Below are 24,095 nucleotides of genomic sequence, written 5' to 3'. Positions count from 1 at the left end.
TGACCTCCTCAGGTCTCTAGAGCATGATGCCGAAAAGCGTGAGCGGTTTTCGGACGACATCATGCTCTAACTCTTTAAATTAGAACAGGATTCAGATTTTAGGCCGACCGGCCTAAAATCATCCTGTTCCAGCGGATGAAGCAGGGTTTGCAGGATTTCGGTTTCGATCGCCTGGGCCGCCGGCGAGCCGAGATCGGCAATGCTTCTCGGACGGGGCAGGGGAACGCGGAATTCGCGGATGATACGCGCCGGACGAGCCGAAAGCACGTAGATCCGGTCGGAGAGGAACACTGCCTCGCGAACATCATGGGTGATCAGCAGCGCCGTCCAACGGTGTTCCGTCCACATGCCCTGCAGCCATTCCTGGATCTGCGTGCGCGTCAGCGCATCCAGCGCGCCGAAAGGCTCGTCGAGCAGCAGCATGTCCTGGGTCTGGACGACGGTGCGCAGCAGCGCGGCGCGCTGGCGCATGCCGCCTGACAGTTCGGAGGGATAGTGTTGCTCGAAGCCTGCAAGGCCGAAGCGGTCGAACAGAGGCGCGACGGCGGCGCGGGCCGCGCGGCGGCTCATGCCGCGCACCTCAAGGCCGAGTGCGGCATTGTCGATGATCCGGCGCCAGGGCATCAGCGCATCGCGCTGCGGCATGAAGGCGAAGGAATGCGGCGTCTGTTCGAGCGGCGCGCCCTTGAAAAGCATGGCGCCGGAATCAGGCCGAAGCGCCTGTGTCAGCAATCTCAGTACCGTCGATTTTCCAGAGCCGGACGGGCCGACGATCGAAACGAACTCGCCGTCTGCGACAGCGAGCGAGATGTCGCCCAGCACCTTCATGCCGTCGAAGGACTTCGAGATGTTGTGCAGTTCAACCATTGCATCGCTCATCGGCGCTGCTCCCCGGATGGTTGCCAGGGCATGACGAGGCGCTGGATCATCAGCGTCAGCCCGAAGAGGCAGAGTGTCAGCACGGCGCTGACGACGACGGCGGCGAGCACGAGATCGGGACGGAAATTGTTCTTGGCGTTGAGGATATAGATGCCGAGGCCGCGGGCGGCGCCGGCATATTCGGCAAAGATCGCGCCGACGACGGCATAGGTGATCGAGATTCTGAGGCCGGCGAAGAAATAGGGCAGCGAGGAGGGAAGCCGTGCCAGACGGAAAATGCGCCAGCGGCTCGCCTTCATCGAATTCAGCAATTCGGCGATGTCGCGGTCGGTCGATTCATAGCCCTGCAGCAAGGCGACCAGCAACGGGAAGAAGGTGACGAGCGCCACCAGCAGGATCTTCGGCAACAGGCCGAAGCCGAACCAGAGGACGACGAGGGGGGCGATTGCCACCAGCGGCAGGGTCTGGCTGGCGATGAAGATCGGTAGCAATGCCCGGCGCATGAAGGGCACGAAATCCATCAGGATCGAGGCGGCGAAGGCGAAGGCAAGCGACAGGGCGAAACCACCGAGTGTCGCGCCGAGCGTCGGCCAGGTGTTTGATATCAGCGCCTCGCGGTTCAGCCAGCCTTGGACGACGATACGCGAAGGCGCCGGCAGGACGGACGGTTTGATGCCGGAGAGATCGACATAGAGTTCCCATGCCGCCAAAAAGGCGCAGCCGGCGAGCAAGGCGGGTATGCCCCGGTAGAGAGCGGCGCGGAGCGCGGCAAGGCGCGATTCCGATGGTTTTGACGGTGTCATCAGCGTTCGATTTCAGGCTTTCGTCGGCAGCAATTTAAGATGCTACAGCGTCCTTTGCGCGTCCGAAGAGACGCGCGGCGCTGTATTGGCGGACACCGTGATGTCGAGGGTCACATGTCCCTCGGGGTCGCCGAAGCGATAGAAGGCCTCGCGAATGGTGGCGAAGACCGCGCCAGCGTCGCCAGAGAGCCTGGTGCAGAAATTCTTGGCGCGATCGAAGGTGCCGGAGCGCTTCAGGAAGTCGATGCAGCCGTAGATCTCGTCCATATGGGTACCGGTTCCCATGACGTAGAGCGAGAATTGCGCAGCCGTCGGCTGTCCGGTTTCGGCGGTGATTTCAACGGCGGCAAGTGCGGCTGTTATACGCTCGGCAAGCGGCTCCGCCTGGCCGAGGGAGGGGTTGACGCCGCAGATGGCGTCGTCGGGCTCGCCGGGGCAGCCGCGTGAAATGGCAGCGGACAGCACGCAATGGTCGCCGGTCTTTGCGGCGGCGACGAAAAGATCGTGCATGGCGGCGAAGAGAATGTCAGGCGGGCCGACCAGCAATGTGGAGATGTCATCGGTCTCGATGCGCAGCCGGTCGCGATAGGGGTCGAGCGCCGTGACGGCATCGAGAATGATGCCGACGAAATTGTCGGACATCGGATAGAGTGACACTTGTGCGCCTGAGAACATCTGAACCTCGCTCCGCTGGCATTACCCAGATCAGCTTTGAAGGGTCCAGAGGCTTGCGCCTCACATCTCAGCCCCGGCAATACGGAGCTCCCCTGTTATTTGCGCGGAAACTACCACCGGGGTTTTCTCCCCGCAACAGCAAAATTGCGAACCCGTCCGTGCGGTCTGAATGAACCGGATGTGACGGAAAACACCCGGGCGGAGGATCTGCCCGGGTGTTCCCAATGGTTCCGTACCTGCCGGGAACGGAACCGGAGCTTTCTGGCTCAGGCGCAGATTCAAAGTGATGGAGTGTCCTTAGCTCATCTGAAAAGACGCGCGGCGCTCTATTTCGGCATAGGGACGATCGCTGCGGGCGGTGACGAGCGCCTGCGTCCACCATTCCAGTCTCGCCATCATCCGATCGAGCAAACGCATTGTATCGGCGGGATTATCGAGTCGCCCGTCTGGGTCGAAGCGGTTCCAAGGCGCGGCAAAGCTCACCGAGTCGCGGATGGTGACGGCGTGGAGTTCGGCAAAGACCAGCCGCAGCTGTTCGACGGCGCGCAGGCCGCCGGATATGCCGCCATAGGAAACGAAGGCGACCGGCTTGCCCTGCCAGGGCTCGAAGAAGAAATCGATGATCGACTTCAACGAGGCAGTGAAGCTGTGATTGTATTCCGGCGTGACGATGATGAAGGCGTCGGCCATGCCAAGCCGTCCGGCGAGTCTGTCGACTTCGGGATGCGCCATGTCACGGTTGGCCGGCAGCGCGAAATCCAATGGGTCGATGATGTCGATATCAAATTGCGGGAAGCGGAGGAGCTCCTGCGTCAGCCATTTGACCACCCGGTCGCAGATGCGGCCCTCTCTCGTGCTTCCGTAGATGACAGCCAGCCTGGTGGGTGTTTGCATGCGTCGCTCCTTATTGCGATTGGACTTTACGATTGCAGGAGCAAGGGTTATAAAACCTCAACTAATCTTGAGGTCAAGAGGCATGGATACAATTCCGGCAGCGCCGCTCGGCAAGCTCCTGACGGTCGGCGAAGTGGCGGAGCGCAGCGGCCTCGCCGTCTCGGCGCTGCATTTTTACGAGACTAAGGGGCTGATCTCAAGCATCCGCTCCCGCGGCAATCAGCGGCGCTATGGGCGCGATGTGCTTCGCCGGCTCGGCATCATCAAGGTGGCGCAGCGTGTCGGCATTCCGCTTTCGGAAATCCAGACGGCGTTCACGTCCTTGCCGCAGGGGCGCACGCCGACCGTCGCCGACTGGCAGACGCTTTCGGCGCGCTGGAAGGATGATCTCGACGCGCGAATCAGGCGGCTTAGCCTGCTGCGCGACCGTCTGACCGGCTGCATCGGCTGCGGCTGCCTGTCGATCGAAAGCTGTCCGTTGCGCAATCCCTGCGACCGGCTCGGCAAGGAGGGGCCGGGCGCGCGGCTTCTGGAGACCGAAAACTAACCCCTGTTTTCGCCGGGAAAGATCGATGCGCGCCTTTCTTTCAGTCGGCGCGGCTCATATGTTAAGGGCGAATGACACAACCGGCGGCACTGTCCGCGAGGAGGACGGCTTCGTGTTCCATCCCAGACTGTTCGAAAATCGCAATGTAGTGGTGACCGGCGCCGGCCGCGGCATCGGCCTCGAAGTGGCCCGGCAGTTCCTGGACTGCGGCGCAAAGGCGATCGTCCATACCGGGCGCAAGCCGGGACGCGACTTGCCGGATTTCCTGCTGACGGCTGAATCCGAAAGACGGGCGCTGCTGCTTAATGCCGATTTCTCTGCAGTCGGTGGGGCAGCGCAATTTGCCGAGGATACTCTCGCCTTCTTCGATAAGGTCGATGTGCTGGTCAACAATGCCGGCACCATGCTTGGTCGTTTTCCCGCTGCCACGCTCACCGATGCAGAATATGAGGCGGTCGTGCGGCTCAACCAGACATCGGTGGTGGCGCTGACGCGGGCGCTGCTGCCGGCATTGAAGGCGGCTGGTGGTGCTGCCATCGTCAACACCGTTTCGATTTCGGCGCTGACCGGCGGCAGCCCCGGTTCCTCGATCTATTCGGCCTCGAAAGCCTTCGTTGCGACCTATTCCAAGGCGCTTGCCCGTGAGCTTGCACCGGACGGCATCCGCGTCAATTGCGTGTCGCCGGGAACGATCGAGACGGATTTCCATGAGCGCTATTCCTCTCGCGAAAAGCTGGAGCAGACGAGAAAATCCATCCCCCTGCAGCGGCTCGGCACGGCGGAGGACTGTGCCCCCACCTATCTGTTCCTGGCGGCTCCCTCGCTCTCGGGTTACATCACCGGACAGGTGATCGAGATCAATGGCGGTCAGCTTATCTGCTGATTTGTATGGACCTTTTTTGACAGATCATCACTTTTGGCCAATTCGCTTGTGCGAATATGCTATTGTGCTGATCTACCTCATCGCCTCCCTTCCGAGATACCGAATGCCGTTGCCCAAACCCGAGCCGGGGATGACCGGCCAGGAATTGCACAAACTCGCTGGAAAAGCCCATGAAGCGAGCGATCTGCTGAAAGCGCTAGCGCACCAGACCCGACTTCTGATCCTCTGCATATTGGCGAACGAGGAGCGAACGGTGGGTGAAATCGAAAATATCCTCGGCATCCAGCAGGCAATGGTCTCGCAGCAGCTGGCGCGGCTAAGGTTCGAAGGTCTGGTCCATGCGCGCCGTCAGGGCAGGCTGGTCTATTACAGCATCGGCAATGTCAGCGTGCTTGCCTTTCTCGAATCGCTGTTCGATCTTTTTCCGGCTGCAGAAAACAGTTAGAGCATGATGCCGAAAAGTGTGCGCGGTTTTCGGACGACATCATGCTCTATTTCTTTGATTTAGATCAGGATTCAGATTTTAGGCCGATCGGCCCTAAAATCATCCTGATCTAGAGATCGCCCTTGCGGAGCACGGCTGCTGCGTCAAAGATGAACTGACCCGGATGATGTCATGCCGGATCGGGAGACCGGATGATCGACAAGCTGGAATTCTTCATCGCCCTTGCCAATGAGAAGCATTTTGGCCGTGCTGCGGAGGAGTGCGGGATCTCGCAGCCGACACTTTCGGCGGCCATCCGGCAGCTCGAGGATCAGCTCGGCGTCATGCTGGTGCAGCGCGGTTCGCGGTTCCAGGGACTGACGCCGGAGGGGCAGCGCGTGCTCGAATGGGCCCGGCGCATCGTCGGCGATGCCCGCACCATGCGCGAGGAGATGCGCGCCGCGCGCCGCGGCCTTTCCGGCCACATCCGCCTCGCCGCCATCCCGACAGCGCTCGCCATGCTGTCGCGCATCACCACGCCCTTTCAGGAGCGGCATCCCGGCGTGACCTTCTCGATCGTCTCGCGGAATTCGCTGCAGGTGCTGAGCATGCTCGAAAACCTCGAAATCGATGCAGGCGTCACCTACCTCGAAAACGAGCCACTCGGCCGCGTTACGACCGTTCCCCTCTATGCCGAGCGCTATAATCTGATCACGGCTGCCGGCAGCCCGCTATCCGATCGCGACAACGTGACCTGGCGGGAGATCGGCGACCTTCGGCTTTGTCTATTGACTGCCGACATGCAGAACCGCCGGATCATCAACCGCCACTTGACGGAAGCAGGCGCCACAGCGCATCCGACACTCGAATCCAACTCGATGATCGTGCTGTTCTCGCATGTCAGGACCGGACGCTGGGCGAGCATCATGCCGCGCAACGTCGCCAAATCCTTCGGATTTCCAGTGGAAATCCGCATGATCCCAATCGTTGAGCCGGAGGCGCATCATCTGGTCGGCCTTGTTGCGCCTTATCGCGAGCCCTTCACGCCGCTTGTCTCGGCCTTGCTGCATGAAGCGAGAGTGCTCGTGCAAGATGAAGAACTTTGATAGAAAAAACCTATCAAGCAACGAGATAGCTTTATTGATCGCCGGCTGCTTCCCTGAGATGGTGGTTACGGAATAGCACTCGGCTGGGGGAGGCCCGCTATTTCGCAACGAGTAAGCCGCTGGGAGGGCTGCCTTATGACCATTCATATCGCCGAAGGCGATATTGCAGCGCGCACCCGAGCCATCGTCGCCGATCTTCGCTTTCTCGAAGGGCCGCTGCTTCCCATTCTGCACGAGGTTCAGCAGGAATTCGGCTATGTGCCGCAGGAAGCCATGCCCGTTATCGCGGAGGAATTGAACCTCTCCCGCGCCGAGGTGCATGGCGTGGTGACCTTCTATCACGATTATCGCGACCATCCCGCCGGCCGGCATGTGCTGAAGCTCTGTCGCGCCGAAGCCTGTCAGTCGATGGGCGGCGATGCGCTGGCCGAACGCGTCAAGGCGCTGCTCGGCATCGATTTTCATCAGACGACGCTCGATGGCGGCGTGACGCTGGAGCCGGTCTACTGTCTCGGGCTCTGCGCCTGTGCGCCGGCGGCGATGCTCGACGGCGAGGTCTATGGCCGGGTCGACGATCAGACGGCGGCGGAACTCGTCGCGGAGGCACGCCGATGACGGTCAGGGTATATGTTCCGCGCGATGCCGCAGCGCTGGCGCTCGGGGCCGAAAAGGTGGCAAAGGCGATTGCCCAGGAGATCGCCGCCCGCGGCTTCGATGCCGAGATCGTGCGCAACGGCTCGCGCGGAATGTTCTGGCTGGAGCCGTTGGTCGAGGTCGAGGTTGCCGGCAAGCGCATCGGCTACGGGTCGGTGAAGGCGAAGGATGTGCCTGGTCTGTTCGATGCCGGGATGATTGATGGAGGCGAGCATCGGCTTTGTCTCGGGGAGGTTGAAGACCTCCCGTTCCTCAAGGAACAGACCCGCCTGACCTTCGCCCGCTGCGGCGTCACCGATCCGCTTTCGCTTGGCGATTACGAGGCGCATGGCGGTCTTGCCGGCCTTCGTCGCGCCATCTCGATGACACCAGTCGATATCGTCAAGGAAATCACCGATTCCGGCCTGCGCGGACGCGGCGGCGCCGGCTTTCCCACCGGCATCAAGTGGAAGACCGTTCTCGATGCCGCCGGCGAACGCAAATATATCGTCTGCAATGCCGATGAGGGCGACAGCGGCACCTTTGCCGACCGGATGATCATGGAGGGCGATCCCTTCGTGTTGATCGAGGGCATGGCGATATCAGGGCTCGCGACCGGGGCGACCAAGGGTTTCGTCTATACGCGTTCGGAATATCCGCATGCGATCGCTGTCATGACCGAGGCCGTCGGCGTTGCGCGCCAGGCCGGCATTCTCGGACCATCGGTGCTCGGCTCTGGCCGCGCCTTCGATATCGAAGTGCGCACCGGCGCCGGCGCCTATGTCTGCGGCGAGGAGACGGCGCTGCTCAACAGCCTCGAAGGCAAGCGCGGCATCGTGCGTGCCAAGCCGCCGCTGCCGGCGCATAAGGGGCTGTTTAACTGTCCGACCGTCATCAACAACGTGATCTCGCTCGCCTCCGTGCCCGTGATCATGGATAAGGGCGCCGCCTTCTATCGGGATTTCGGCATGGGCCGCTCCCGCGGCACGATTCCGCTGCAGATCGCCGGCAATGTCCGATATGGCGGGCTCTATGAGACCGCCTTCGGTCTCTCGCTCGGAGATATCGTCGACAGGATCGGTGGCGGTACAGTGACGGGACGGCCGGTCAAGGCCGTGCAGGTCGGCGGACCGCTCGGCGCCTATTTCCCGCGGGCGCTGTTCGACACGCCATTCGATTACGAATCCTTCGCCGCCAGGGATGGGCTGATCGGCCATGCCGGCATCGTCGTCTTCGACGACACTGCCGATATGCTGAAGCAGGCGCGTTTCGCCATGGAATTCTGCGCCGTCGAAAGTTGCGGCAAATGCACGCCCTGCCGCATCGGCTCGACGCGCGGCGTGGAGACGGCCGACAAGATCGCTCACGGCATCGAGCCGGAGAAGAACCGGGCGCTGCTTGCCGATCTCTGCAACACAATGAAGTTCGGCTCGCTCTGTGCGCTGGGTGGGTTCACGCCCTATCCTGTGATGAGCGCCATGACGCATTTCCCGGAGGATTTTTCGCCGGCACCACTGGTGGAGGCGGCGGAATGACGCGTTTTTCATGGAACGCCTGCGCTGACCTCACCATCTCAAGCAAGGAGACCCATCATGTCTCTCATCCATGAAATCGACTACGGTACCCCGGCTTCGAAATCCGAAGCCATGGTGACGCTCACCATCGATGGACAGCAGATCAGCGTGCCGGAGGGCACCTCGATCATGCGCGCCTCGATGGAGGCCGGCATCAAGGTGCCGAAGCTCTGTGCCACAGATATGGTCGATGCTTTCGGCTCCTGCCGGCTCTGCCTCGTCGAGATCGAGGGCCGCAACGGCACGCCCTCCTCCTGCACGACGCCGGTGGCGGCAAACATGGTGGTGCACACGCAGACGGGGCGATTGAAGGATATCCGCCGCGGCGTGATGGAACTCTATATCTCCGACCATCCGCTCGACTGTCTCACCTGCGCGGCCAACGGCGATTGCGAATTGCAGGACATGGCGGGCGCCGTCGGTCTGCGCGATGTACGTTACGGCTATGAGGGCGACAACCACGTCAAGGCGCGCAGCAATGGCGACATCAATCTGAAATGGATGCCGAAGGACGAATCCAATCCCTATTTCACCTATGATCCCTCGAAATGCATCGTCTGTTCGCGCTGCGTGCGCGCCTGCGAGGAAGTGCAGGGAACCTTCGCGCTGACGATCGAGGGCCGTGGGTTCGGCTCGCGCGTTTCGCCCGGCATGCACGAGCATTTCATCGATTCCGAATGCGTCTCCTGCGGTGCCTGCGTCCAGGCCTGCCCGACGGCAACGCTGACGGAGAAGTCGGTGATCCAGATCGGCCAGCCGGAACACTCGGCCGTGACGACGTGCGCCTATTGCGGCGTTGGCTGTTCTTTCAAGGCGGAGATGCGCGGCGAGGAGCTGGTGCGCATGGTGCCGTGGAAGGACGGCCAGGCCAATCGCGGCCATTCCTGCGTCAAGGGCCGCTTCGCTTACGGCTATTCCACCCACAAGGACCGCATCCTCAATCCGATGATCCGCGAAAAGGTCAGCGATCCCTGGCGGGAAGTGAGCTGGGACGAGGCCTTCGCGCATGTGGCGCTGGAGTTCCGCCGCATCCAGTATCAATACGGCCGCGATGCGATTGGCGGCATCACCTCGTCGCGTTGCACCAATGAGGAAACGTATCTGGTGCAGAAGCTGATCCGCGCCGGTTTCGGCAACAACAATGTCGACACCTGCGCCCGCGTCTGCCATTCGCCGACGGGTTACGGCCTCGGCCAGACCTTCGGCACGTCGGCGGGCACGCAGGATTTCGACAGCGTCGAGCATTCCGACGTCGTCATCGTCATCGGCGCCAATCCGACCGACGGGCATCCGGTGTTCGGCTCGCGGCTAAAGAAGCGGTTGCGCCAGGGCGCCAAGCTCATCGTCATCGACCCGCGCCGGACCGACATCGTCCGCTCGCCGCATATCGAGGCCTCCTATCATCTGCCGCTGAAGCCCGGCACCAATGTCGCGGTCATGACGGCGCTGGCGCATGTGATCGTCACCGAAGGGCTCTTTGACGAGGCGTTCATCCGCGAGCGCTGCGACTGGTCGGAGTTCGAGGACTGGGCGGCCTTCGTCGCCGAACCGCAGCACAGTCCCGAAGAGACCGAGATCTTCACCGGCGTGCCGGCGGCGGATCTGCGCGGCGCGGCAAGGCTCTATGCCAAGGGCGGCAATGGCGCGATCTATTACGGCCTCGGCGTTACCGAACACAGCCAGGGCTCGACCACGGTCATCGCGATCGCCAACCTGGCGATGGCGACCGGCAATATCGGCCGTCCCGGGGTCGGCGTGAACCCGCTGCGCGGCCAGAACAATGTGCAGGGCTCCTGCGACATGGGCTCGTTCCCGCACGAACTGCCGGGCTACCGGCACATTTCCGACGATGCGACGCGCGATATCTTCGAAAAGCTCTGGGGCGTGAAGCTCAACAACGAGCCGGGCCTGCGTATTCCGAACATGCTGGATGCAGCAGTCGACGGCTCCTTCAAAGGCATTTACATCCAGGGTGAAGACATCCTCCAGTCCGATCCCGATACCAAACATGTCGCGGCCGGGCTTGCGGCGATGGAATGCGTCGTCGTGCAGGATCTGTTCCTCAACGAGACCGCCAATTACGCCCATGTCTTCCTGCCGGGCTCGACCTTCCTCGAGAAGGACGGCACCTTCACCAATGCCGAGCGCCGCATCAACCGCGTGCGCAAGGTGATGTCGCCGCGCAACGGCTATGGCGACTGGGAAGTGACGCAGAAGCTTGCCCAGGCGATGGGGCTCGACTGGAATTACACCCATCCGTCGGAGATCATGGACGAGATCGCCGCGACGACGCCGAGTTTCGCAATGGTCTCCTACGACTATCTCGACAAAATGGGCTCGGTGCAGTGGCCCTGCAACGAGAAGAACCCGCTCGGCTCGCCGATCATGCATGTCAACGGCTTCGTGCGCGGCAAGGGCAAGTTCATCCGCACCGAATATGTGGCGACCGACGAGCGCACCGGTCCACGCTTCCCGCTGCTGCTGACAACCGGCCGCATCCTCAGCCAGTACAATGTCGGGGCGCAGACACGGCGGACCGAGAATGTCGTCTGGCATGCGGAGGACCGGCTGGAAATCCATCCGCATGATGCCGAGCAGCGCGGCGTTCGCGACGGCGACTGGGTGAAGCTCGGCAGCCGCTCCGGCGACACGACGCTCAGGGCGCTGATTACCGATCGCGTCGCGCCGGGCGTCGTCTATACGACCTTCCATCATCCCACGACGCAGGCGAACGTCATCACCACCGATTTCTCCGACTGGGCGACGAACTGCCCGGAATACAAGGTGACGGCGGTGCAGGTCTCGCCCTCGAACGGGCCAAGCGAATGGCAACTCGAATATGACGAGCAGGCGCGGCAATCGCGCCGCATCGCCGGCAAGCTCGAGGCTGCGGAGTGACGATGCGAGGGCGGCTCTGTAAGCAGGAACGCGCATCATGACCTTCACCGTCACCGCCCGTGCGCCCGAAACCGCCCGCCGCAACGGCATCCTCCAGGCCGGTTCGCGCATCGTGCCGGAAGAGGTGCCGATCGCCTTTTCCTATGGTGGCAGTTCGCATGCGGTGATGATGGCAACGCCTGCGGATCTCGCGGATTTTGCCGTCGGATTCAGCCTGACCGAAGGGATCATCACCGGGCCGGCGGAGATATCAGGCATCGAGGTGGTCGAGGGCGAGCAGGGGATCGATGTGCAGGTGAGCCTGGTCGACGACGTCGCCGATCGGCTGCGGGCACGACGCCGCAGCATGGCGGGACCGGTCGGCTGCGGGCTCTGCGGCATCGAATCGATCGAACAGGCGGTACGGCCGGTGCCGGACGTTTCGACATTGCCGTTGGCGCTGGCGCATGCGGATATCGTGCGGGCCGTTTCGCTGCTGAACGAGGCACAGCCGCTGCATCGTGAGACGCGGGCGGTGCATGGCGCCGGGTTCTATCTTCCCGGCAGGGGGCTGATTGCCGTGCGCGAAGATGTCGGCCGGCACAACGCGCTGGACAAGCTCTGCGGCGCCGTCATCGGCGCCAGCGAAAGAGGCGGGGACGGCGCCGTCGTCGTCACCAGTAGGCTCTCCGTCGAGATGGTGCAGAAGACGGCGATCCTCGGTAGCCCGGTGCTCATCGCCATATCGGCGCCGACGGCTCTCGCCATCCGCACGGCCGAAGAAGCCGGCATGACCCTCGTCGCGCTGGTGCGTGGCGAGGATTTCGAGATTTTCACCCACCCGCACCGCATCTCGCCCGGAAGCATTGCCGATGTCGCATGATACCAAGACCAAGCTCGTCTATATGGCAAACCAGATCGCCACCTTCTTCAAGAGCCAGCCGCAAAGCGAGGCTGCGCAGGGGGTCGCCACCCATATCAATAAATTCTGGGACCCGCGCATGCGGCGGCAATTGTTCGAAATTCTGGAGAATGAGGAGAATGGCCTGGACGCGCTCGTGCTTCAGGCCGTTCCTCTGATCCGAAAACCGGAGCCGGTGACACACCAGGTCCCATAGCCAGCATCCGGCCCATGCGGGAGGGGAGGCAGGAGCACGCTGCCTGCGTATGCCGGTCACTCTAAGTCTGAATCAAGCCAGGTCTGAATCAAGGAGGAGTTGTTCATGACAGCAGCGGGAACACGTACAGACGGGGCGTTGGCCGGGGGCGGCCTGCTCGACCGTGAAAGGATCGGCGCAAGGCCCGGGTTCAATCGGTGGCTGGTGCCGCCGGCGGCGCTCGCCATTCATCTCTGCATCGGCATGGCCTATGGTTTCAGCGTGTTCTGGCTGCCGCTTTCCAAGTCGCTCGGGATCACGGCCTCGACGGCCTGCCCCGATCTGACACTCGCCTCGGCGCTGTTCACCACGACCTGCGACTGGCGCGTTGCCGACCTCGGCTGGATCTATACGTTGTTCTTCGTTCTGCTTGGCTCATCGGCCGCCATCTGGGGCGGCTGGCTCGAGCGGGCCGGTCCGCGCAAAGCGGGCGTCGTTTCCGCCTGCTGCTGGTGCGGCGGCATCATTCTTGCCGCGATCGGCGTCATCACGCATCAGCTCTGGATGATGTGGCTGGGCGCTGGCGTCATCGGCGGCATCGGTCTCGGCCTCGGTTACATCTCGCCGGTCTCGACACTGATCAAATGGTTTCCCGACCGACGCGGCATGGCGACCGGTATGGCGATCATGGGCTTCGGCGGCGGTGCGATGATCGGCGCCCCATTGGCCAACCTGCTGATGAATACCTTCAAGACCGATACCTCGGTCGGCGTCTGGCAGACCTTCATCGTCATGGCGGTGATCTATTTCGTCTTCATGATGGGCGGCGCCTTCGGCTATCGCATTCCGCCGGCCGGCTGGCGTCCCGAGGGTTGGACACCGCCTGCAGCCAAGAGCACGATGATCACCACCAAACATGTGCACCTGCGCGATGCCCACAGGACAAAACAGTTCTGGTTGATCTGGGCGGTGCTTTGCCTCAACGTTTCGGCCGGTATCGGCGTTATCGGCATGGCCTCGCCGATGCTGCAGGAAATCTTCGCCGGTTCGCTGATCGGCCTGCCGGATGTCGGCTTCGCCCAGCTCGATGCCGGGCAGAAGGCATCGATCGCCACGATCGCCGCCGGTTTCGCCGGTTTGCTGTCGCTCTTCAATATCGGCGGGCGGTTCTTCTGGGCGTCGCTGTCCGACAAGATCGGCCGCAAGAATACCTATTATTGCTTCTTCGTCCTCGGCATCGTGCTCTATGCGCTGGCGCCCACTTTCGCAGGCATGGGCAACAAGGCGCTGTTCGTTCTCTCTTTCGGCATCATCCTGTCGATGTACGGCGGCGGCTTTGCGACGATCCCGGCCTATCTTGCCGATATTTTCGGTACGCAGTTCGTCGGCGCCATCCACGGCCGGCTGCTGACGGCCTGGGCAACGGCAGGCATCGTCGGTCCCGTCGTCGTCAACTATATCCGCGAAGCACAGATCGCCGCCGGCGTTGCACCCGGGCCAACCCTCTATACCGGCACCATGTATATCCTCGCCGGCATGCTGGCGCTCGGGCTTATCGCCAATGCGCTGATCAGGCCGCTTTCGGACAAATGGTTCATGTCGGATGACGAGGTCGCCGCGCTGCAGGCGAAGTCGGCAGCCGTCAATGCCGGGCCGACCGGTTCCTTCGGCATCGGCACAGGCGGGCTGGACGCCAAGGCGATGCTTGCCTGGGCCGTCGTCGGCATTCCGCTGCTGTGGGGTGTCTGGGTGACGCTGAGGGCGACTTTCGCGCTGTTTGGGTGAGCAAAAGTGCCGCCTCGCGGCGGCACAACCAATCCAGTGAGGCTGCCGTTTTCCTGCAGCCTGCTGCTTGTTCCGCAATAAAAAACCGCCCGTTGCCGGGCGGTTTTCGAATATCCGAATTGTGCAAATGTCCAGATTATATTGGCCGGATCAGGCGGCCAGTTCGTCCGTTTCGTTTTCCTTGAACATCTTGGCAAGGTTCAGGAAGCAGATCATGCCATTTTCCGAGGCGATGATGCCTTCGCAATAGGCCCGGTCGAAGGAGGCGGTCACTTCAGGCACCGGCTGAACCTGGCTGGAGGAGATGGTGAGGATATCCGAGACGCGGTCGACCAACATCCCAATGACCATGCTGTGAACTTCGGCGACGACAATGGCGCTGCGCTCATTGGCGACCGTGCTCTTCATACCGAGCTTGAAAGCAAGATCGATGATCGGGATCACCGAGCCGCGCAGGTTCATGACACCGATGACATCGGCCGGTGCATGCGGGATCGGCGTCGACGGCGCCCAGCCGCGGATTTCGCGGATGGTCGTGGTCTTGACGCAGAATTCCTGATCATGCAGGCGGAAGGCAATAATTTCGAGCGTATCGCCGCTGAAGTTAGTCGAATTGATCGTGGCCATTAGAATTCTTCCCAACTGTCGAAGCCAGGGCAGAAGCGGATGCGCCACCATTGGCGCGGACAAGCTTTGCCTTCATACCACGCGATGGCTTTGCGCTCGGCGAAGCATCGTTACGGTTATCGATGACTTTAGCGAAAGAGTGTTGCCCAAATCTAAATTGGGCGACGAGATCGCCAAGGTTTTTAATCTCTGATGAAAACCAGGCGGTTTTGCTGTCGAGCTCTTTCAGCCGATCGCTGGCATTCAGGATCTTCCAGGCTTCTTCGAGATCGTGAAGAAGAATTGCGCCGATTTACTCAGCCTATCGTCTTTTCAATCTGCGAAACCGCCCAATCCACCTGCTCCTTGGTGATGACCAGTGGTGGAGCAAGGCGAATCGTGTGCTCGTGGGTGTCCTTGGCGAGAAGGCCGCGCTCCTTCAGCGCATGGCAATATTGCCGTGCGCCGCCGGCTTCGGGTTCCAGCTCGATGGCCATCATCAGGCCGCGGCCGCGCACGTCCCTGACGATGTTCGAGCGGATCGACCTGAGGCCTTCGATGAAGTAGTCGCCCATAACAGCGGCATTCTCGATCATGCCCTCTTCCGTCAGCACCTTGAGTGCTGCGCGCGCCACTGCGCAGGCGAGTGGATTGCCGCCGAAGGTCGAGCCGTGCTGACCGGGCTTCAGCACTCCCAGAACTTCGGAATTCGAAAGCACGGCCGACACTGGATAGAAGCCGCCGGACAGCGCCTTGCCGATCAGCGTCACGTCGGCCTCGATGCCTTCGTGCTCCTCGGCCAGCAGCTTGCCGGTACGGCCGAGGCCGGTCTGGATTTCGTCGAGGATGAGGGTGACGTTGTTTGCCGTGCAAAGCTCGCGGATGCGGGTGAAATAGCCCGCCGGCGGGATGATGACGCCGGCTTCCCCCTGGATCGGCTCGATCAGGGCGGCCACGGTATTGGCATTGATTGCGGCGGCGAAAGCCTCGGCATCGCCGAAGGGAATGATACGGAAACCTGACGTGTAGGGGCCGAAGCCGCTGCGGGCATCGGGATCTGTCGAGAAGCTGATGATGCTCAGCGTCCGGCCATGGAAATTATCGGCGCAGACGATGATCTCCGCCTTGCCCTCCGGCACGCCCTTGACCTCGTAGCCCCATTTGCGCACCGCCTTGATGGCGGTCTCCACCGCTTCGGCGCCGGAATTCATCGGCAGGATCTTGTGCGAGCCGGTAAGAGCCGCGAGCTCTTCGTAGAGATAGGCGAGCTGATCGTTGCGGAAGGCGCGGGAGGTGAGCGTCAGCCTGCCCGCCTGCTCAACCATGGCGGCGAGGATTTTCGGATGGCAATGGCCCTGGTTGACGGCGGAATAGGCCGAGAGGCAATCGAGATAACGATTGCCGTCGGTATCCCAGACATAAACACCTTCGCCACGCGTCAGCACCACGTCGAGCGGCTTGTAGTTATGGGCGCCGAGCCGTTGTTCCGTGGCGATCAGTTTTTCCGAAGTGTTCATGGCCGTTCTCCCTCTGGAGATGACGCCGAAAACCGTGAGCGGTTTTCGGGCGACATCATGCTCTCACTCTTTAATTGAGAACAGGATTCAGATTTTAGGCCGTCCCGGCCTAAAATCATCCTGTTCTAGGCGGCGCGTGTCGGACGATCGAAGATGCGGCGGCCGAAGAGGCTTGCCGTCAGCTCCACCAGGATGCGGGCGCTCTTGCCGCGATCGTCTAGAAACGGATTGAGCTCGACGAGATCGAGCGATGAGACGAGGCCGCTGTCCGAAAGCATTTCCATGACCAGATGCGCCTCGCGAAAGGTCGCACCGCCAGGCACCGTCGTGCCGACGCCCGGCGCAATCTCAGGATCGAGGAAATCGAGATCGAGGCTGACATGCAGCAGGCCGTTCGCCTTGGTGACGACATCGAGGATCTCACGCATGATGGCGCCGATGCCCTGCTCGTCGATCGCGCGCATGTCGAAGACGTTGACGCCGTGTTCGTGGATTTCCTCACGCTCGCGCGCATCGACAGAACGGATGCCGACCTGGAAGACATTCTTCGGATCGACGAACGGACGGTCCTTCGGCAGGATCTCGGCGAACTCGGCCTCGCCGCAGAAGAAGGCGACCGGCATGCCGTGGATGTTGCCGGAGGGCGACGTGGCCGGAGAGTTGAAATCGGCATGGGCATCGAGCCAGAGCACGAAGAGCGGGCGATCTTTGCTGGCGGCATACCGCGCCATGCCGGAGACGCTGCCCATGGAAAGGCTGTGGTCACCGCCGAGAATCAGTGGAAAACGGCCGGAGGCGGCCACCTCGTGGACGCTGCTTTCGAGCGCGCGCGTGAAGGCGCCGACGATCCTCAGATTATGGGCTTTCGGATGGTTCGGCAGGTCCATCGCCGGCGCGATCCTGAGATCGCCCATATCGGCGACGTCATGGCCAAGCTCGATCAGCGTCTGGTCGACGCCGGCAATGCGCAGGGCCGCGGGGCCCATGGCAGCCCCTCTGCGGCCGGAGCCTTCTTCCAGCGGCGCGCCGATGAGGGTGACAGATCGCGATTGCGCATTCATTTTGGAGGGCTCCGTGTTGAGGCCTGTTTCGACCGATAGTGGAATAAAGGGCTGGCGGCAAAAAGATGGAAAAGTGTCAGAAATGGATTATGATTGCGCAGATTGATAAACCACTTTTGACAAAGTGATCAGCGTGGACGATCTCGACACCGAACTTTTGAGTGCACTTCGCCATAACGCCCGGATTTCCGTCTCCTCGCTTGCGGCGATGACCGGCGCATCGCGGGCAACGGTTGCCACCCGTATCGACCGGCTGGTGGCCAGCGGCACCATCGTCGGCTTCACCATCCGCACCGGCCATGAGACGCGCTCCGCCGGCGTGCGCGCCATCGTGATGATCGAGGTGCTCGGCAAGCTCGCCGACAGGGTGGCCGATCAGTTGAGGGGCCTGCCGCAGGTGCGCGCGCTTCACAGCACCAATGGCAAATGGGATTTCGTCGCCGAACTCGAGGACCGCGACCTTGCCGCCTTCGATGAGACGCTGCGCCGCATCCGGCTGATCAACGGCATCAATTCGACCGAGACCAACATCCTTCTCAAGACCAGCAAAACCGGTTTCTAAACCGGCTTAAAGCTTGTGCATGCTGTCCGCAAACTGCTGCACAGCTTCGGGCGATATGGATCAGTATTCCCGTTCGTAGACAATGCCGGCTTCGCCCTCACCGTTGCCACCGGCCCCCCCGCGCAGCTTGACGCCACGGCCGACATCGAGGTTGATCACCGCCTTGGCGCCGGCCGAACCACCCTGCTGCAATTCGAAATAGGTGCGATCGTTGAGATAGCGGCCGACGCTGACGCTCGTCTGGCCCTTGGAGTCGGTGCTGACGTCGAAATCGTCGACGCCGAGCTGGTTGCGCAGGCCTTCGAACAGCGATGTCGAGCGGTTGCCGGCCAGCTGACTGACGGCGTCGGCGAGCTGGGCGATCTGCACCGGCGAGAGCTTCGACATCGACTGGCCGAAGATCAGCTGCGCCAGCACCTCGTCCTGCGGCAGTTCGGGCGAGGAAGAGAAAGTAATCGCGGGATCGGTGGCGAGGCCCGCGACGTCGACGGTCAGCGTCGTCGTGCCGGAGGACGAGGTCGCTTCCATATCGAGCGCCGGCGTCAGGTCGCCGGCAAAGGTGATTCTGCTCTTGTCGGAAAAATCCAGGCGGCGGTTGAGAATGGTCAGCCGGCCTCGGCGCATGGTGAAACCGCCGGTCACGATCGGTGCTGCCGCCGTTCCGCGGATCGTCACGCGGCCGCCAAGCTCGGCGTCGATGCCGCGGCCGCGCACGAAGATATGCGAGGGTGCGTCGATTTCGAGATCCAGCGTGATCACCGAGGATTTCTCGCCGGGTTTACGCTCGCCGTCATCGCGCAACTGCGCAAGCACCGCGCGCGGTGCATTCTTGTGGCGGATGTCGATTTCTCTCAGCGAGGTCGGCAGTTTTTCCGGGACTGTGATCGAGGTCTTGTCGAGCCGCAGCTTGCCGCTCAGCGTCGCATTGGCGATCGGTCCGCGCAGGCCGAGTGTGCCGTTGACGGTCGAGACGACAAGGGTTCCATCGACATAGACCGCCTTGTCGAGTTTGATCGAAATGTCGGCGGGAAAGCCTCCGGCCGGCTGAATGCCGATGGTGCCGCTCACAGAAATCGTGCCGCCGCCGCCAAGGCTGCCGCTGAGGCGCGATATCACGGCCTGGTTGCCATTGAAGGTCACGGTCGCCGTCAGATTGTTGACGGCCAGATTGCGCCGGACGTCGACCAGCTTTGCGCCATTGGTCGAGACAGTGCCATTGATGACGGGTGCCGCGGCCGTTCCGCCAATCTCAAGATTGACGTTGGCGACGCCATCGGCGACGAAGCCTTGCTGTGCGAGCGGGGCGCCAAGCACGGCGAAGGGAACATTGCCATTGAAGCGCATGTCGATGGCGCGGTTGCCTGATATCACCACGCTACCGCCGCCCTTCAGCGACATGCCGGCGTCACCGGCAAGGCTGGTGTCCACCGTCAGCCTGTTGCCGGCAAGCTTGCCCGATGCTCCGATGCTGAGTGGCGAAAGACCGGCGCCTTTCGTCTGGCTCGTCGCGGCGTTCTTCCAGTCGACCTTGAAGTCGACGACGGGCGAGGACAGCGCGCCAGTCGCTTTGGCCGTCGCGGAGATCGTGCCTTCGGCTCCGATACCCGGAACAAAGCCGTTGGCGATGGCAGCCGGAACATTGGCGGCGTTCGCCGTGACGTCGATCGATCGGATCGTTGTGCCTGCGATGGAAAGATTACCGGCGGCTTTCAGCGAAATGCCGCCGCTGCCGCTGAGGTCGGCATCGAAATCCAGCCTGTCACCGGCGTATTTCCCGGTCGCCGCCAGCGTGAGGCGGGCCAGGCCGGCAGCCTTGGTGTGGCTGGTCGCGGCGTCCTTCCAGTCGAGCTTGAAATCGACGATCGGATTTGCCGGGGTTCCCGACGTCACGGCGTTTGCCGAAAGCGTGCCTTCGGCGCCGAGACCAGGAACGAAGGCATTTGCGATATTTGCCGGCAACGCCGGAATATCGGCATTGATCGAAAGGTCCCGGATGGTCGTTCCCGCGATCGTCACGCCACCCGTCGCCTTGGCCAGCACGCCGTCCTTGCCGGCGAGATTGGCGTCGAAATCGACCCTGTCATTGACAAACTTGCCGGAGGCCGCAGCACTCAGGCCCGAAAGGCCGCTGCTCTTGGTCTGGGCGGTCGCGGCGTTCTTCCAGTCGAGCTTGAAATCGACCGCCGGCTTCGGAAGCGCGCCAGAAGCGGATGCCGTTCCCGAGACGGTGCCTTCGGCGGCAAGACCCGGGACGAAGCCGTTGGCGAGGCCTGCCGGAAGGTTGGCGAGATTGGCCTTGACGTCAAGATTGCGGACCGACGTGCCTGAAATCGCGACGTTGCCGGCGGCCTTCAGCGAAAGGCCGCCCTGGCCGCCGAGATTGGCATCGAAATCGAGCCGGTTGTCGGCAAAGCGTCCCGATGCGGCAAGTGCCAGGCCCGAGAGATGAGCGCTTCGGGTCTGACTGGTCGCAGCATCCGTCCAATCGAGCTTGAAGTCGGCTCTCGGTGCGGCGGGTGTGCCGGCGGCGGACATGGTGCCTGATATCGTGCCGTCGGCCGCCAGATCGGGAACGAAGGCATTTGCGAGACTGGCCGGAAGCTTGGCGATCTCGGCATCGACCTTGATGCTGTCGATCGTCGTGCCGGCCAATGCGACATTGCCCATGGCCTTCAGCGAGAGGTCTTTATCGCCACTGACTGCCGCATTGAAATCAAGCTTGTTTTCGGCAAATTTTCCCGATGCGGTCATGCCGAGCGCGGCAAGGCCGGCACGTTTCGTGTGGCTCGTCGCAGCATCTTTCCAATTGAGATCGAAATTGGCGGTCGGAGCGGAAAGCGACCCGGCGGCCGAGATCTTTCCGGAGATCGCGCCTTCGGCGGCGAGATCGGGAACGAAGCTGTTTGCTATCTTTGCCGGAACATTCGCCAGTGCGGCGTCGACCGCGACGTTGCCGAGCATCGTGCCCGTGATGGCGGCATTGCCGTTTGCCGTCAGCGATAGGCTGTTGGCACCGACGATCCTCGTGTCGAAATCGAGCTTGTTATCTGCAAGTTTTCCCGATGCTGTCACGCCGAGCGCGGCAAGGCCGGCACGTTTCGTGTGGCTCGTCGCGGCATTCTTCCAATTCAGATCGAAATTGGCGGTCGGGGCGGAAAGAGAGCCGCTGGCCGAGACCGTTCCTGAGATCGCGCCTTCGGCGGCGAGATCGGGAACGAAACCGTTGGCGATGCGGGCAGGCAGATTGAGGATATCGGCGTCGACATCAAGCACCGGTGCCTTCGGGTCGGCGAGCGCGACATTGCCGGCAGCCTTGAGCGACAGACCGTCATTGCTGCCGACCGTCGTGTCGAAATCGAGCTTGTTGTCGGCGAATTTGCCGCCGGCGGTGATGCCGAGCGGTGCCAGACCCGCCCCCTTGGTCTGGCCCGTCGTCGCATCTTTCCAGTCGAGCTTGAAGTTAGCGACGGGTGCTGCCGGCGTTCCGGTCACGGCAACGGTTCCGGAGATCGTGCCGCCGGCTGACAGGTTTGGCACGAAACCGTTGGCAAGCGCTGCCGGCAGCTCGCGGATGTCTGCATCGATCTTCAGCGTTTCGCCGGCGGAACCGGTGACGGTCACCGAACCGGCGCCGGTCTTCAGCGTCAGTCCGTTCAGGCTGGCGGCACCGCCGCCGATGGCGACCTGCGTCGGTGCGGCAAGCTCGATCGGGATATTGCGGGGGCTTGCCGAGAAGCGATCGAGGTTCAGGTGCATCGTGCCGCCGGCCGCTTCGATATTGCCGGCGGCCAGCACGGGATTGCCGTCATAGGCAGCATCGAGATCGAAATCGGTGTGGTCTTGCTGCTTGGTAAAATCGAGCGAAAGGCCGGCGAGCCTGTTCGTTCCGACGCTCACCTCCTCGGCCTTGACCGTGCCGTTTGCCGCAAGGGCTTTGAGATCGCTGACCGTGACATCGATATCCGGCTTGACGATCGCAAGCGTATCACGGCGGATCGAGCCGCCGGTCGCAAGCAGCTTGAGCGCAATCCTGCCGCCATCGCTGCTGACGCCGAGCGAACCCTTGAGATCGCCGTCGGCCTTCTGTCCGCCGAGTGCGGCGAGCAGGCCGATATTGGGGAAATCGAAGCTCAGCGCGCCTGTCGGCTCAAGGGAGGACGAGAATTCCACATTGCCGGTCAGCCGGTTGTCGCCGATATCGGCGGTCAGCGCCGGAATGCTCGTCTTGCCGTCCTGCGAGCGGATGTCGCCGTTGATGCCGATCGGCTGGCCGTCGATCGTGCCGGTGGCGGCGATCCTGCCCTGCGGGGCCTTGGGATCGGCGAGACCCGACAGGTCGATATTGAGGTTGCCGAGCACGCGGTCGGCCATTTCAAGGCTGGGCGCCTTGAGATTGGCCGTGACGGAGATCGCCGGGAGCTCACCCCCCACTCTCAACGCATAACCCGCCCCGCCGCTGGCCCCGGGGATGAGCTTGCCGATGTCAGGCAACCGGCCGGAGAGATCGGCGTTCAAGATCCCGCCGTCGAGCGCGACGTTGCCGGCGGCTTCGAGCGTGCCGGACTTCAGGACGAGGTTGGACAGCGCGAATTTCGACGGGATGGTGCCGACCACCTGGCTCTCGAGCAAGATCGGCCCGTCGAACCTGTCTGTTGCCGCAGCCGGCAGGGCTGCCGGGTCGATGGTGAGCTTCAGGTTGCCGGTCAGCGCTTTGTCTGTCAGCCGATAGGAGCCGTTGAGGCCGCCGTTGATATTGGCGCTTTCGACGGTGGTGCCGTTGAAGCCGATGCCGGAGGGCGAGATCTGCAAGGGCGAGGCGATCGTGACCGGGCCTTGGACTGCGCGATTGAGGTTCGGGTCGGGGAAGGTCGCGTCGCCGGCAACGAGGCGCAGCTGGACGCTGCCGGAACGGTCGGCGAGATTGAAGGCGTCGCTCTTTGCCGTCAGCTTGATATTGCCGATATTGGCCTGCGGCAGGGTTGCGGTGTCGAGCGAGCCGCTGACGTTCAGTCGGGCGGCCTGTGCATCGCCTGTGAGCGCCAGGTTGAGGCCTGATATAAGGAAGCGCGCTTCGCCTTCGGCGAGTGGCCAGCGGAAATCGACAGGCCCTGACGTGCCGAGCAGATTGGCGTTCAGGCTGTTGTTGCCGGCGGGATCGAGGGTGCCCGAGGCGGCGATCACCACGCTGCCGGTGGCGATATTGCCGGTCTGGATATCGATCTTGCCGTGATTGTCGAAAGTGGTGGCAAGATCGATATTGGTCTGGCCGGCAAAAAGCGGCCGGAATGCCGATGGAAGCAGCGAACTCAGGTCACCGCCGCCCTTGAGGTCGAGGTGGTGCAGCCCGTCTGCCGTGATCTGATGCCGGGTCTCGATTGCGGCGCGCTGCTGCCCGTCGAGGGCGGCCTGCACTTTGCCTTTCCAATCGGATATCGGCCCCTGTCCGTCGAGATCGATGTTGACGGCCGGGCTGTCCGGCAGGCCGAGAAAGCCCGCCAGCAGTCCGCCCTTCGGCTCGGACAGCTGTGCCTTCAGCCGCAGCCGGTTTTCGGCTGGCGCAAAAGCGATGTCGACGGCAAGCCGCGCATCCGGAACCGAGTGACGGCTGACATTGACAACGGCCTCGCCGCCATCGCCGTTTGCCGAAAGGCTGCCTTCGGCGGCGAGCGCAAAGGCGCGGCCGGCAAGTGGTGCGGCAAGTTTGATATCGGGCAGCGCGATGCGGTCTACATCAACTTTGATCGGAAGGCTGAATCCGCCGGAATTTTCAGCCTCGGGCCGCGAGGGCAGGGTGCGTACCGGCTTGCGCAGCACGTTGATCGCTTCGATCTCGAAGCGTTTGGCATGGAAGGTTCCGGTCAGCAGCGCAAGCGGATTCCAGTCGATCGCGACGCCATGAATTTCCGCAAAGATACCCCTGGTGTCGGAGAGGGAGATCTCGGCGGCGCGAAGCCCGCCGGTCAAAAGGCCTTGCGGTTCGCGAACCTCGATCGTCATGTCGCGGTTGGACAGCGTCGAGGCTATCCTTTCGGTGACGATGCGGGCGCCAAAACTGGTGAAGCCGAAGATCGCCAGTGCTACGACCGCGAGAATCAACGTGGCGCCGACGACATAGCCGGTGAGCCGTACGATCCAGTTGACGATTCTTGTCAGCGTTTGCATCAGCGCGGAC

19 protein-coding genes and 1 riboswitch are annotated in these 24,095 nt (G+C 62.4%); of the genes, 11 read left to right on the top strand and 8 right to left on the bottom strand.

Going from position 1 to position 24,095, the window contains the following annotated elements; translation table 11 throughout:
• Window positions 1–66: 66 nt before the first annotated feature.
• The 4 genes from GFM02_RS06505 to GFM02_RS06490 form a co-directional block, all read right to left on the bottom strand.
• On the bottom strand, window positions 67–879 hold the full coding sequence (locus tag GFM02_RS06505; RefSeq protein ID WP_168321186.1) for an ABC transporter ATP-binding protein: 813 nt from the start codon (window positions 877–879) through the stop codon (window positions 67–69).
• The gene (locus GFM02_RS06500) at window positions 876–1,682 is read right to left on the bottom strand and encodes an ABC transporter permease (RefSeq protein ID WP_168321185.1); all 807 of its coding nucleotides are present in this window, start codon (window positions 1,680–1,682) and stop codon (window positions 876–878) included. The genes GFM02_RS06505 and GFM02_RS06500 overlap by 4 nt, the downstream gene beginning before the upstream one ends.
• Window positions 1,683–1,724: 42 nt before the next feature.
• A complete protein-coding gene (locus GFM02_RS06495; RefSeq protein WP_168321184.1) occupies window positions 1,725–2,357 on the bottom strand; it encodes a YkoF family thiamine/hydroxymethylpyrimidine-binding protein in 633 nt (210 codons plus the stop codon).
• Window positions 2,348–2,461, bottom strand: a riboswitch (TPP riboswitch). (Overlaps the previous gene by 10 nt.)
• A 193-nt stretch (window positions 2,462–2,654) precedes the next feature.
• Window positions 2,655–3,251, bottom strand: coding sequence for an NADPH-dependent FMN reductase (locus GFM02_RS06490; RefSeq protein WP_168321183.1), 597 nt, complete (start codon window positions 3,249–3,251; stop codon window positions 2,655–2,657).
• An 82-nt stretch (window positions 3,252–3,333) separates the two neighbouring features.
• On the opposite strand from GFM02_RS06490, the gene soxR reads away from it, so the two are divergent.
• The 10 genes from soxR (at window position 3,334) to GFM02_RS06440 (ending at window position 14,177) form a co-directional block, all read left to right on the top strand.
• A complete protein-coding gene (soxR, locus tag GFM02_RS06485; protein WP_168321182.1) occupies window positions 3,334–3,798 on the top strand; it encodes a redox-sensitive transcriptional activator SoxR in 465 nt (154 codons plus the stop codon).
• Between the two features lie 112 nt (window positions 3,799–3,910).
• Entirely contained in the window at window positions 3,911–4,681 is a 771-nt protein-coding gene (locus tag GFM02_RS06480) for an SDR family NAD(P)-dependent oxidoreductase (RefSeq protein WP_026265485.1), read from the top strand.
• Between the two features lie 103 nt (window positions 4,682–4,784).
• A complete protein-coding gene (locus tag GFM02_RS06475) occupies window positions 4,785–5,126 on the top strand; it encodes an ArsR/SmtB family transcription factor (RefSeq protein ID WP_168321379.1) in 342 nt (113 codons plus the stop codon).
• Between the two features lie 191 nt (window positions 5,127–5,317).
• A complete protein-coding gene (locus GFM02_RS06470) occupies window positions 5,318–6,211 on the top strand; it encodes a LysR family transcriptional regulator (protein ID WP_020051954.1) in 894 nt (297 codons plus the stop codon).
• A 135-nt stretch (window positions 6,212–6,346) separates the two neighbouring features.
• A complete protein-coding gene (locus GFM02_RS06465) occupies window positions 6,347–6,826 on the top strand; it encodes a formate dehydrogenase subunit gamma (RefSeq protein WP_018069026.1) in 480 nt (159 codons plus the stop codon).
• Window positions 6,823–8,379, top strand: coding sequence for a formate dehydrogenase beta subunit (locus GFM02_RS06460; protein ID WP_168321181.1), 1,557 nt, complete (start codon window positions 6,823–6,825; stop codon window positions 8,377–8,379). Before GFM02_RS06465 ends, GFM02_RS06460 begins: the two co-directional genes overlap by 4 nt.
• 57 nt (window positions 8,380–8,436) lie before the next feature.
• Entirely contained in the window at window positions 8,437–11,316 is a 2,880-nt protein-coding gene (gene fdhF, locus GFM02_RS06455) for a formate dehydrogenase subunit alpha (protein ID WP_168321180.1), read from the top strand.
• 37 nt (window positions 11,317–11,353) lie between these two features.
• Window positions 11,354–12,178, top strand: a complete 825-nt coding sequence (fdhD, locus tag GFM02_RS06450; protein ID WP_168321179.1) for a formate dehydrogenase accessory sulfurtransferase FdhD — start codon at window positions 11,354–11,356, stop codon at window positions 12,176–12,178.
• Window positions 12,168–12,413: a formate dehydrogenase subunit delta gene (locus GFM02_RS06445; RefSeq protein ID WP_012759231.1), complete on the top strand. Its 246-nt coding sequence runs from the start codon at window positions 12,168–12,170 to the stop codon at window positions 12,411–12,413. Before fdhD ends, GFM02_RS06445 begins: the two co-directional genes overlap by 11 nt.
• A 105-nt stretch (window positions 12,414–12,518) precedes the next feature.
• Window positions 12,519–14,177, top strand: a complete 1,659-nt coding sequence (locus GFM02_RS06440) for an OFA family MFS transporter (RefSeq protein WP_168321178.1) — start codon at window positions 12,519–12,521, stop codon at window positions 14,175–14,177.
• Window positions 14,178–14,327: 150 nt separating this feature from the next.
• Here the strand turns inward: GFM02_RS06440 and GFM02_RS06435 are convergent, their stop codons facing one another.
• The 3 genes from GFM02_RS06435 to rocF all read right to left on the bottom strand — a co-directional run bounded on the left by GFM02_RS06435 (window position 14,328) and on the right by rocF (window position 17,361).
• The gene (locus GFM02_RS06435) at window positions 14,328–14,804 is read right to left on the bottom strand and encodes a chemotaxis protein CheW (RefSeq protein ID WP_003543427.1); all 477 of its coding nucleotides are present in this window, start codon (window positions 14,802–14,804) and stop codon (window positions 14,328–14,330) included.
• 296 nt (window positions 14,805–15,100) lie between these two features.
• Window positions 15,101–16,300: an ornithine--oxo-acid transaminase gene (gene rocD, locus GFM02_RS06430; protein ID WP_168321177.1), complete on the bottom strand. Its 1,200-nt coding sequence runs from the start codon at window positions 16,298–16,300 to the stop codon at window positions 15,101–15,103.
• A 125-nt stretch (window positions 16,301–16,425) separates the two neighbouring features.
• Window positions 16,426–17,361, bottom strand: coding sequence for an arginase (rocF, locus tag GFM02_RS06425; RefSeq protein WP_168321176.1), 936 nt, complete (start codon window positions 17,359–17,361; stop codon window positions 16,426–16,428).
• A gap of 124 nt (window positions 17,362–17,485) precedes the next feature.
• Here rocF and GFM02_RS06420 point away from each other — a divergent pair, with 124 nt between their 5' ends.
• Window positions 17,486–17,923 carry an Lrp/AsnC family transcriptional regulator gene (locus GFM02_RS06420; protein ID WP_011653765.1) on the top strand — a complete coding sequence of 146 codons (438 nt, stop codon included), beginning with the start codon at window positions 17,486–17,488 and terminating at the stop codon, window positions 17,921–17,923.
• 60 nt (window positions 17,924–17,983) lie between these two features.
• On the opposite strand, the gene GFM02_RS06415 is transcribed toward GFM02_RS06420, so the two are convergent.
• Window positions 17,984–24,085: a translocation/assembly module TamB domain-containing protein gene (locus GFM02_RS06415; RefSeq protein WP_168321175.1), complete on the bottom strand. Its 6,102-nt coding sequence runs from the start codon at window positions 24,083–24,085 to the stop codon at window positions 17,984–17,986.
• Window positions 24,086–24,095: the final 10 nt, after the last annotated feature.

This window comes from Rhizobium leguminosarum bv. viciae, assembly GCF_012276115.1.
In the GTDB taxonomy this organism is placed as follows: domain Bacteria; phylum Pseudomonadota; class Alphaproteobacteria; order Rhizobiales; family Rhizobiaceae; genus Rhizobium; species Rhizobium leguminosarum_T.
The sequence above is the reverse complement of the archived record's forward strand: the minus strand, read 5'-3'. Positions and strand labels throughout refer to the sequence as shown.

Bases quoted from the DNA above. Each gene is read 5' to 3' on its own strand.
- GFM02_RS06465 (WP_018069026.1), top strand. From the start codon at position 6,347: ATGACCATTCATATCGCCGAAGGCGATATTGCAGCGCGCACCCGAGCC.
- GFM02_RS06495 (WP_168321184.1), bottom strand. From the start codon at position 2,357: ATGTTCTCAGGCGCACAAGTGTCACTCTATCCGATGTCCGACAATTTC.
- GFM02_RS06415 (WP_168321175.1), bottom strand. From the start codon at position 24,085: ATGCAAACGCTGACAAGAATCGTCAACTGGATCGTACGGCTCACCGGC.
- GFM02_RS06500 (WP_168321185.1), bottom strand. From the start codon at position 1,682: ATGACACCGTCAAAACCATCGGAATCGCGCCTTGCCGCGCTCCGCGCC.
- GFM02_RS06460 (WP_168321181.1), top strand. From the start codon at position 6,823: ATGACGGTCAGGGTATATGTTCCGCGCGATGCCGCAGCGCTGGCGCTC.
- GFM02_RS06445 (WP_012759231.1), top strand. From the start codon at position 12,168: ATGTCGCATGATACCAAGACCAAGCTCGTCTATATGGCAAACCAGATC.
- rocF (WP_168321176.1), bottom strand. From the start codon at position 17,361: ATGAATGCGCAATCGCGATCTGTCACCCTCATCGGCGCGCCGCTGGAA.
- rocD (WP_168321177.1), bottom strand. From the start codon at position 16,300: ATGAACACTTCGGAAAAACTGATCGCCACGGAACAACGGCTCGGCGCC.
- fdhF (WP_168321180.1), top strand. From the start codon at position 8,437: ATGTCTCTCATCCATGAAATCGACTACGGTACCCCGGCTTCGAAATCC.
- GFM02_RS06440 (WP_168321178.1), top strand. From the start codon at position 12,519: ATGACAGCAGCGGGAACACGTACAGACGGGGCGTTGGCCGGGGGCGGC.
- GFM02_RS06470 (WP_020051954.1), top strand. From the start codon at position 5,318: ATGATCGACAAGCTGGAATTCTTCATCGCCCTTGCCAATGAGAAGCAT.
- GFM02_RS06435 (WP_003543427.1), bottom strand. From the start codon at position 14,804: ATGGCCACGATCAATTCGACTAACTTCAGCGGCGATACGCTCGAAATT.
- GFM02_RS06475 (WP_168321379.1), top strand. From the start codon at position 4,785: ATGCCGTTGCCCAAACCCGAGCCGGGGATGACCGGCCAGGAATTGCAC.
- fdhD (WP_168321179.1), top strand. From the start codon at position 11,354: ATGACCTTCACCGTCACCGCCCGTGCGCCCGAAACCGCCCGCCGCAAC.
- GFM02_RS06490 (WP_168321183.1), bottom strand. From the start codon at position 3,251: ATGCAAACACCCACCAGGCTGGCTGTCATCTACGGAAGCACGAGAGAG.
- soxR (WP_168321182.1), top strand. From the start codon at position 3,334: ATGGATACAATTCCGGCAGCGCCGCTCGGCAAGCTCCTGACGGTCGGC.
- GFM02_RS06505 (WP_168321186.1), bottom strand. From the start codon at position 879: ATGAGCGATGCAATGGTTGAACTGCACAACATCTCGAAGTCCTTCGAC.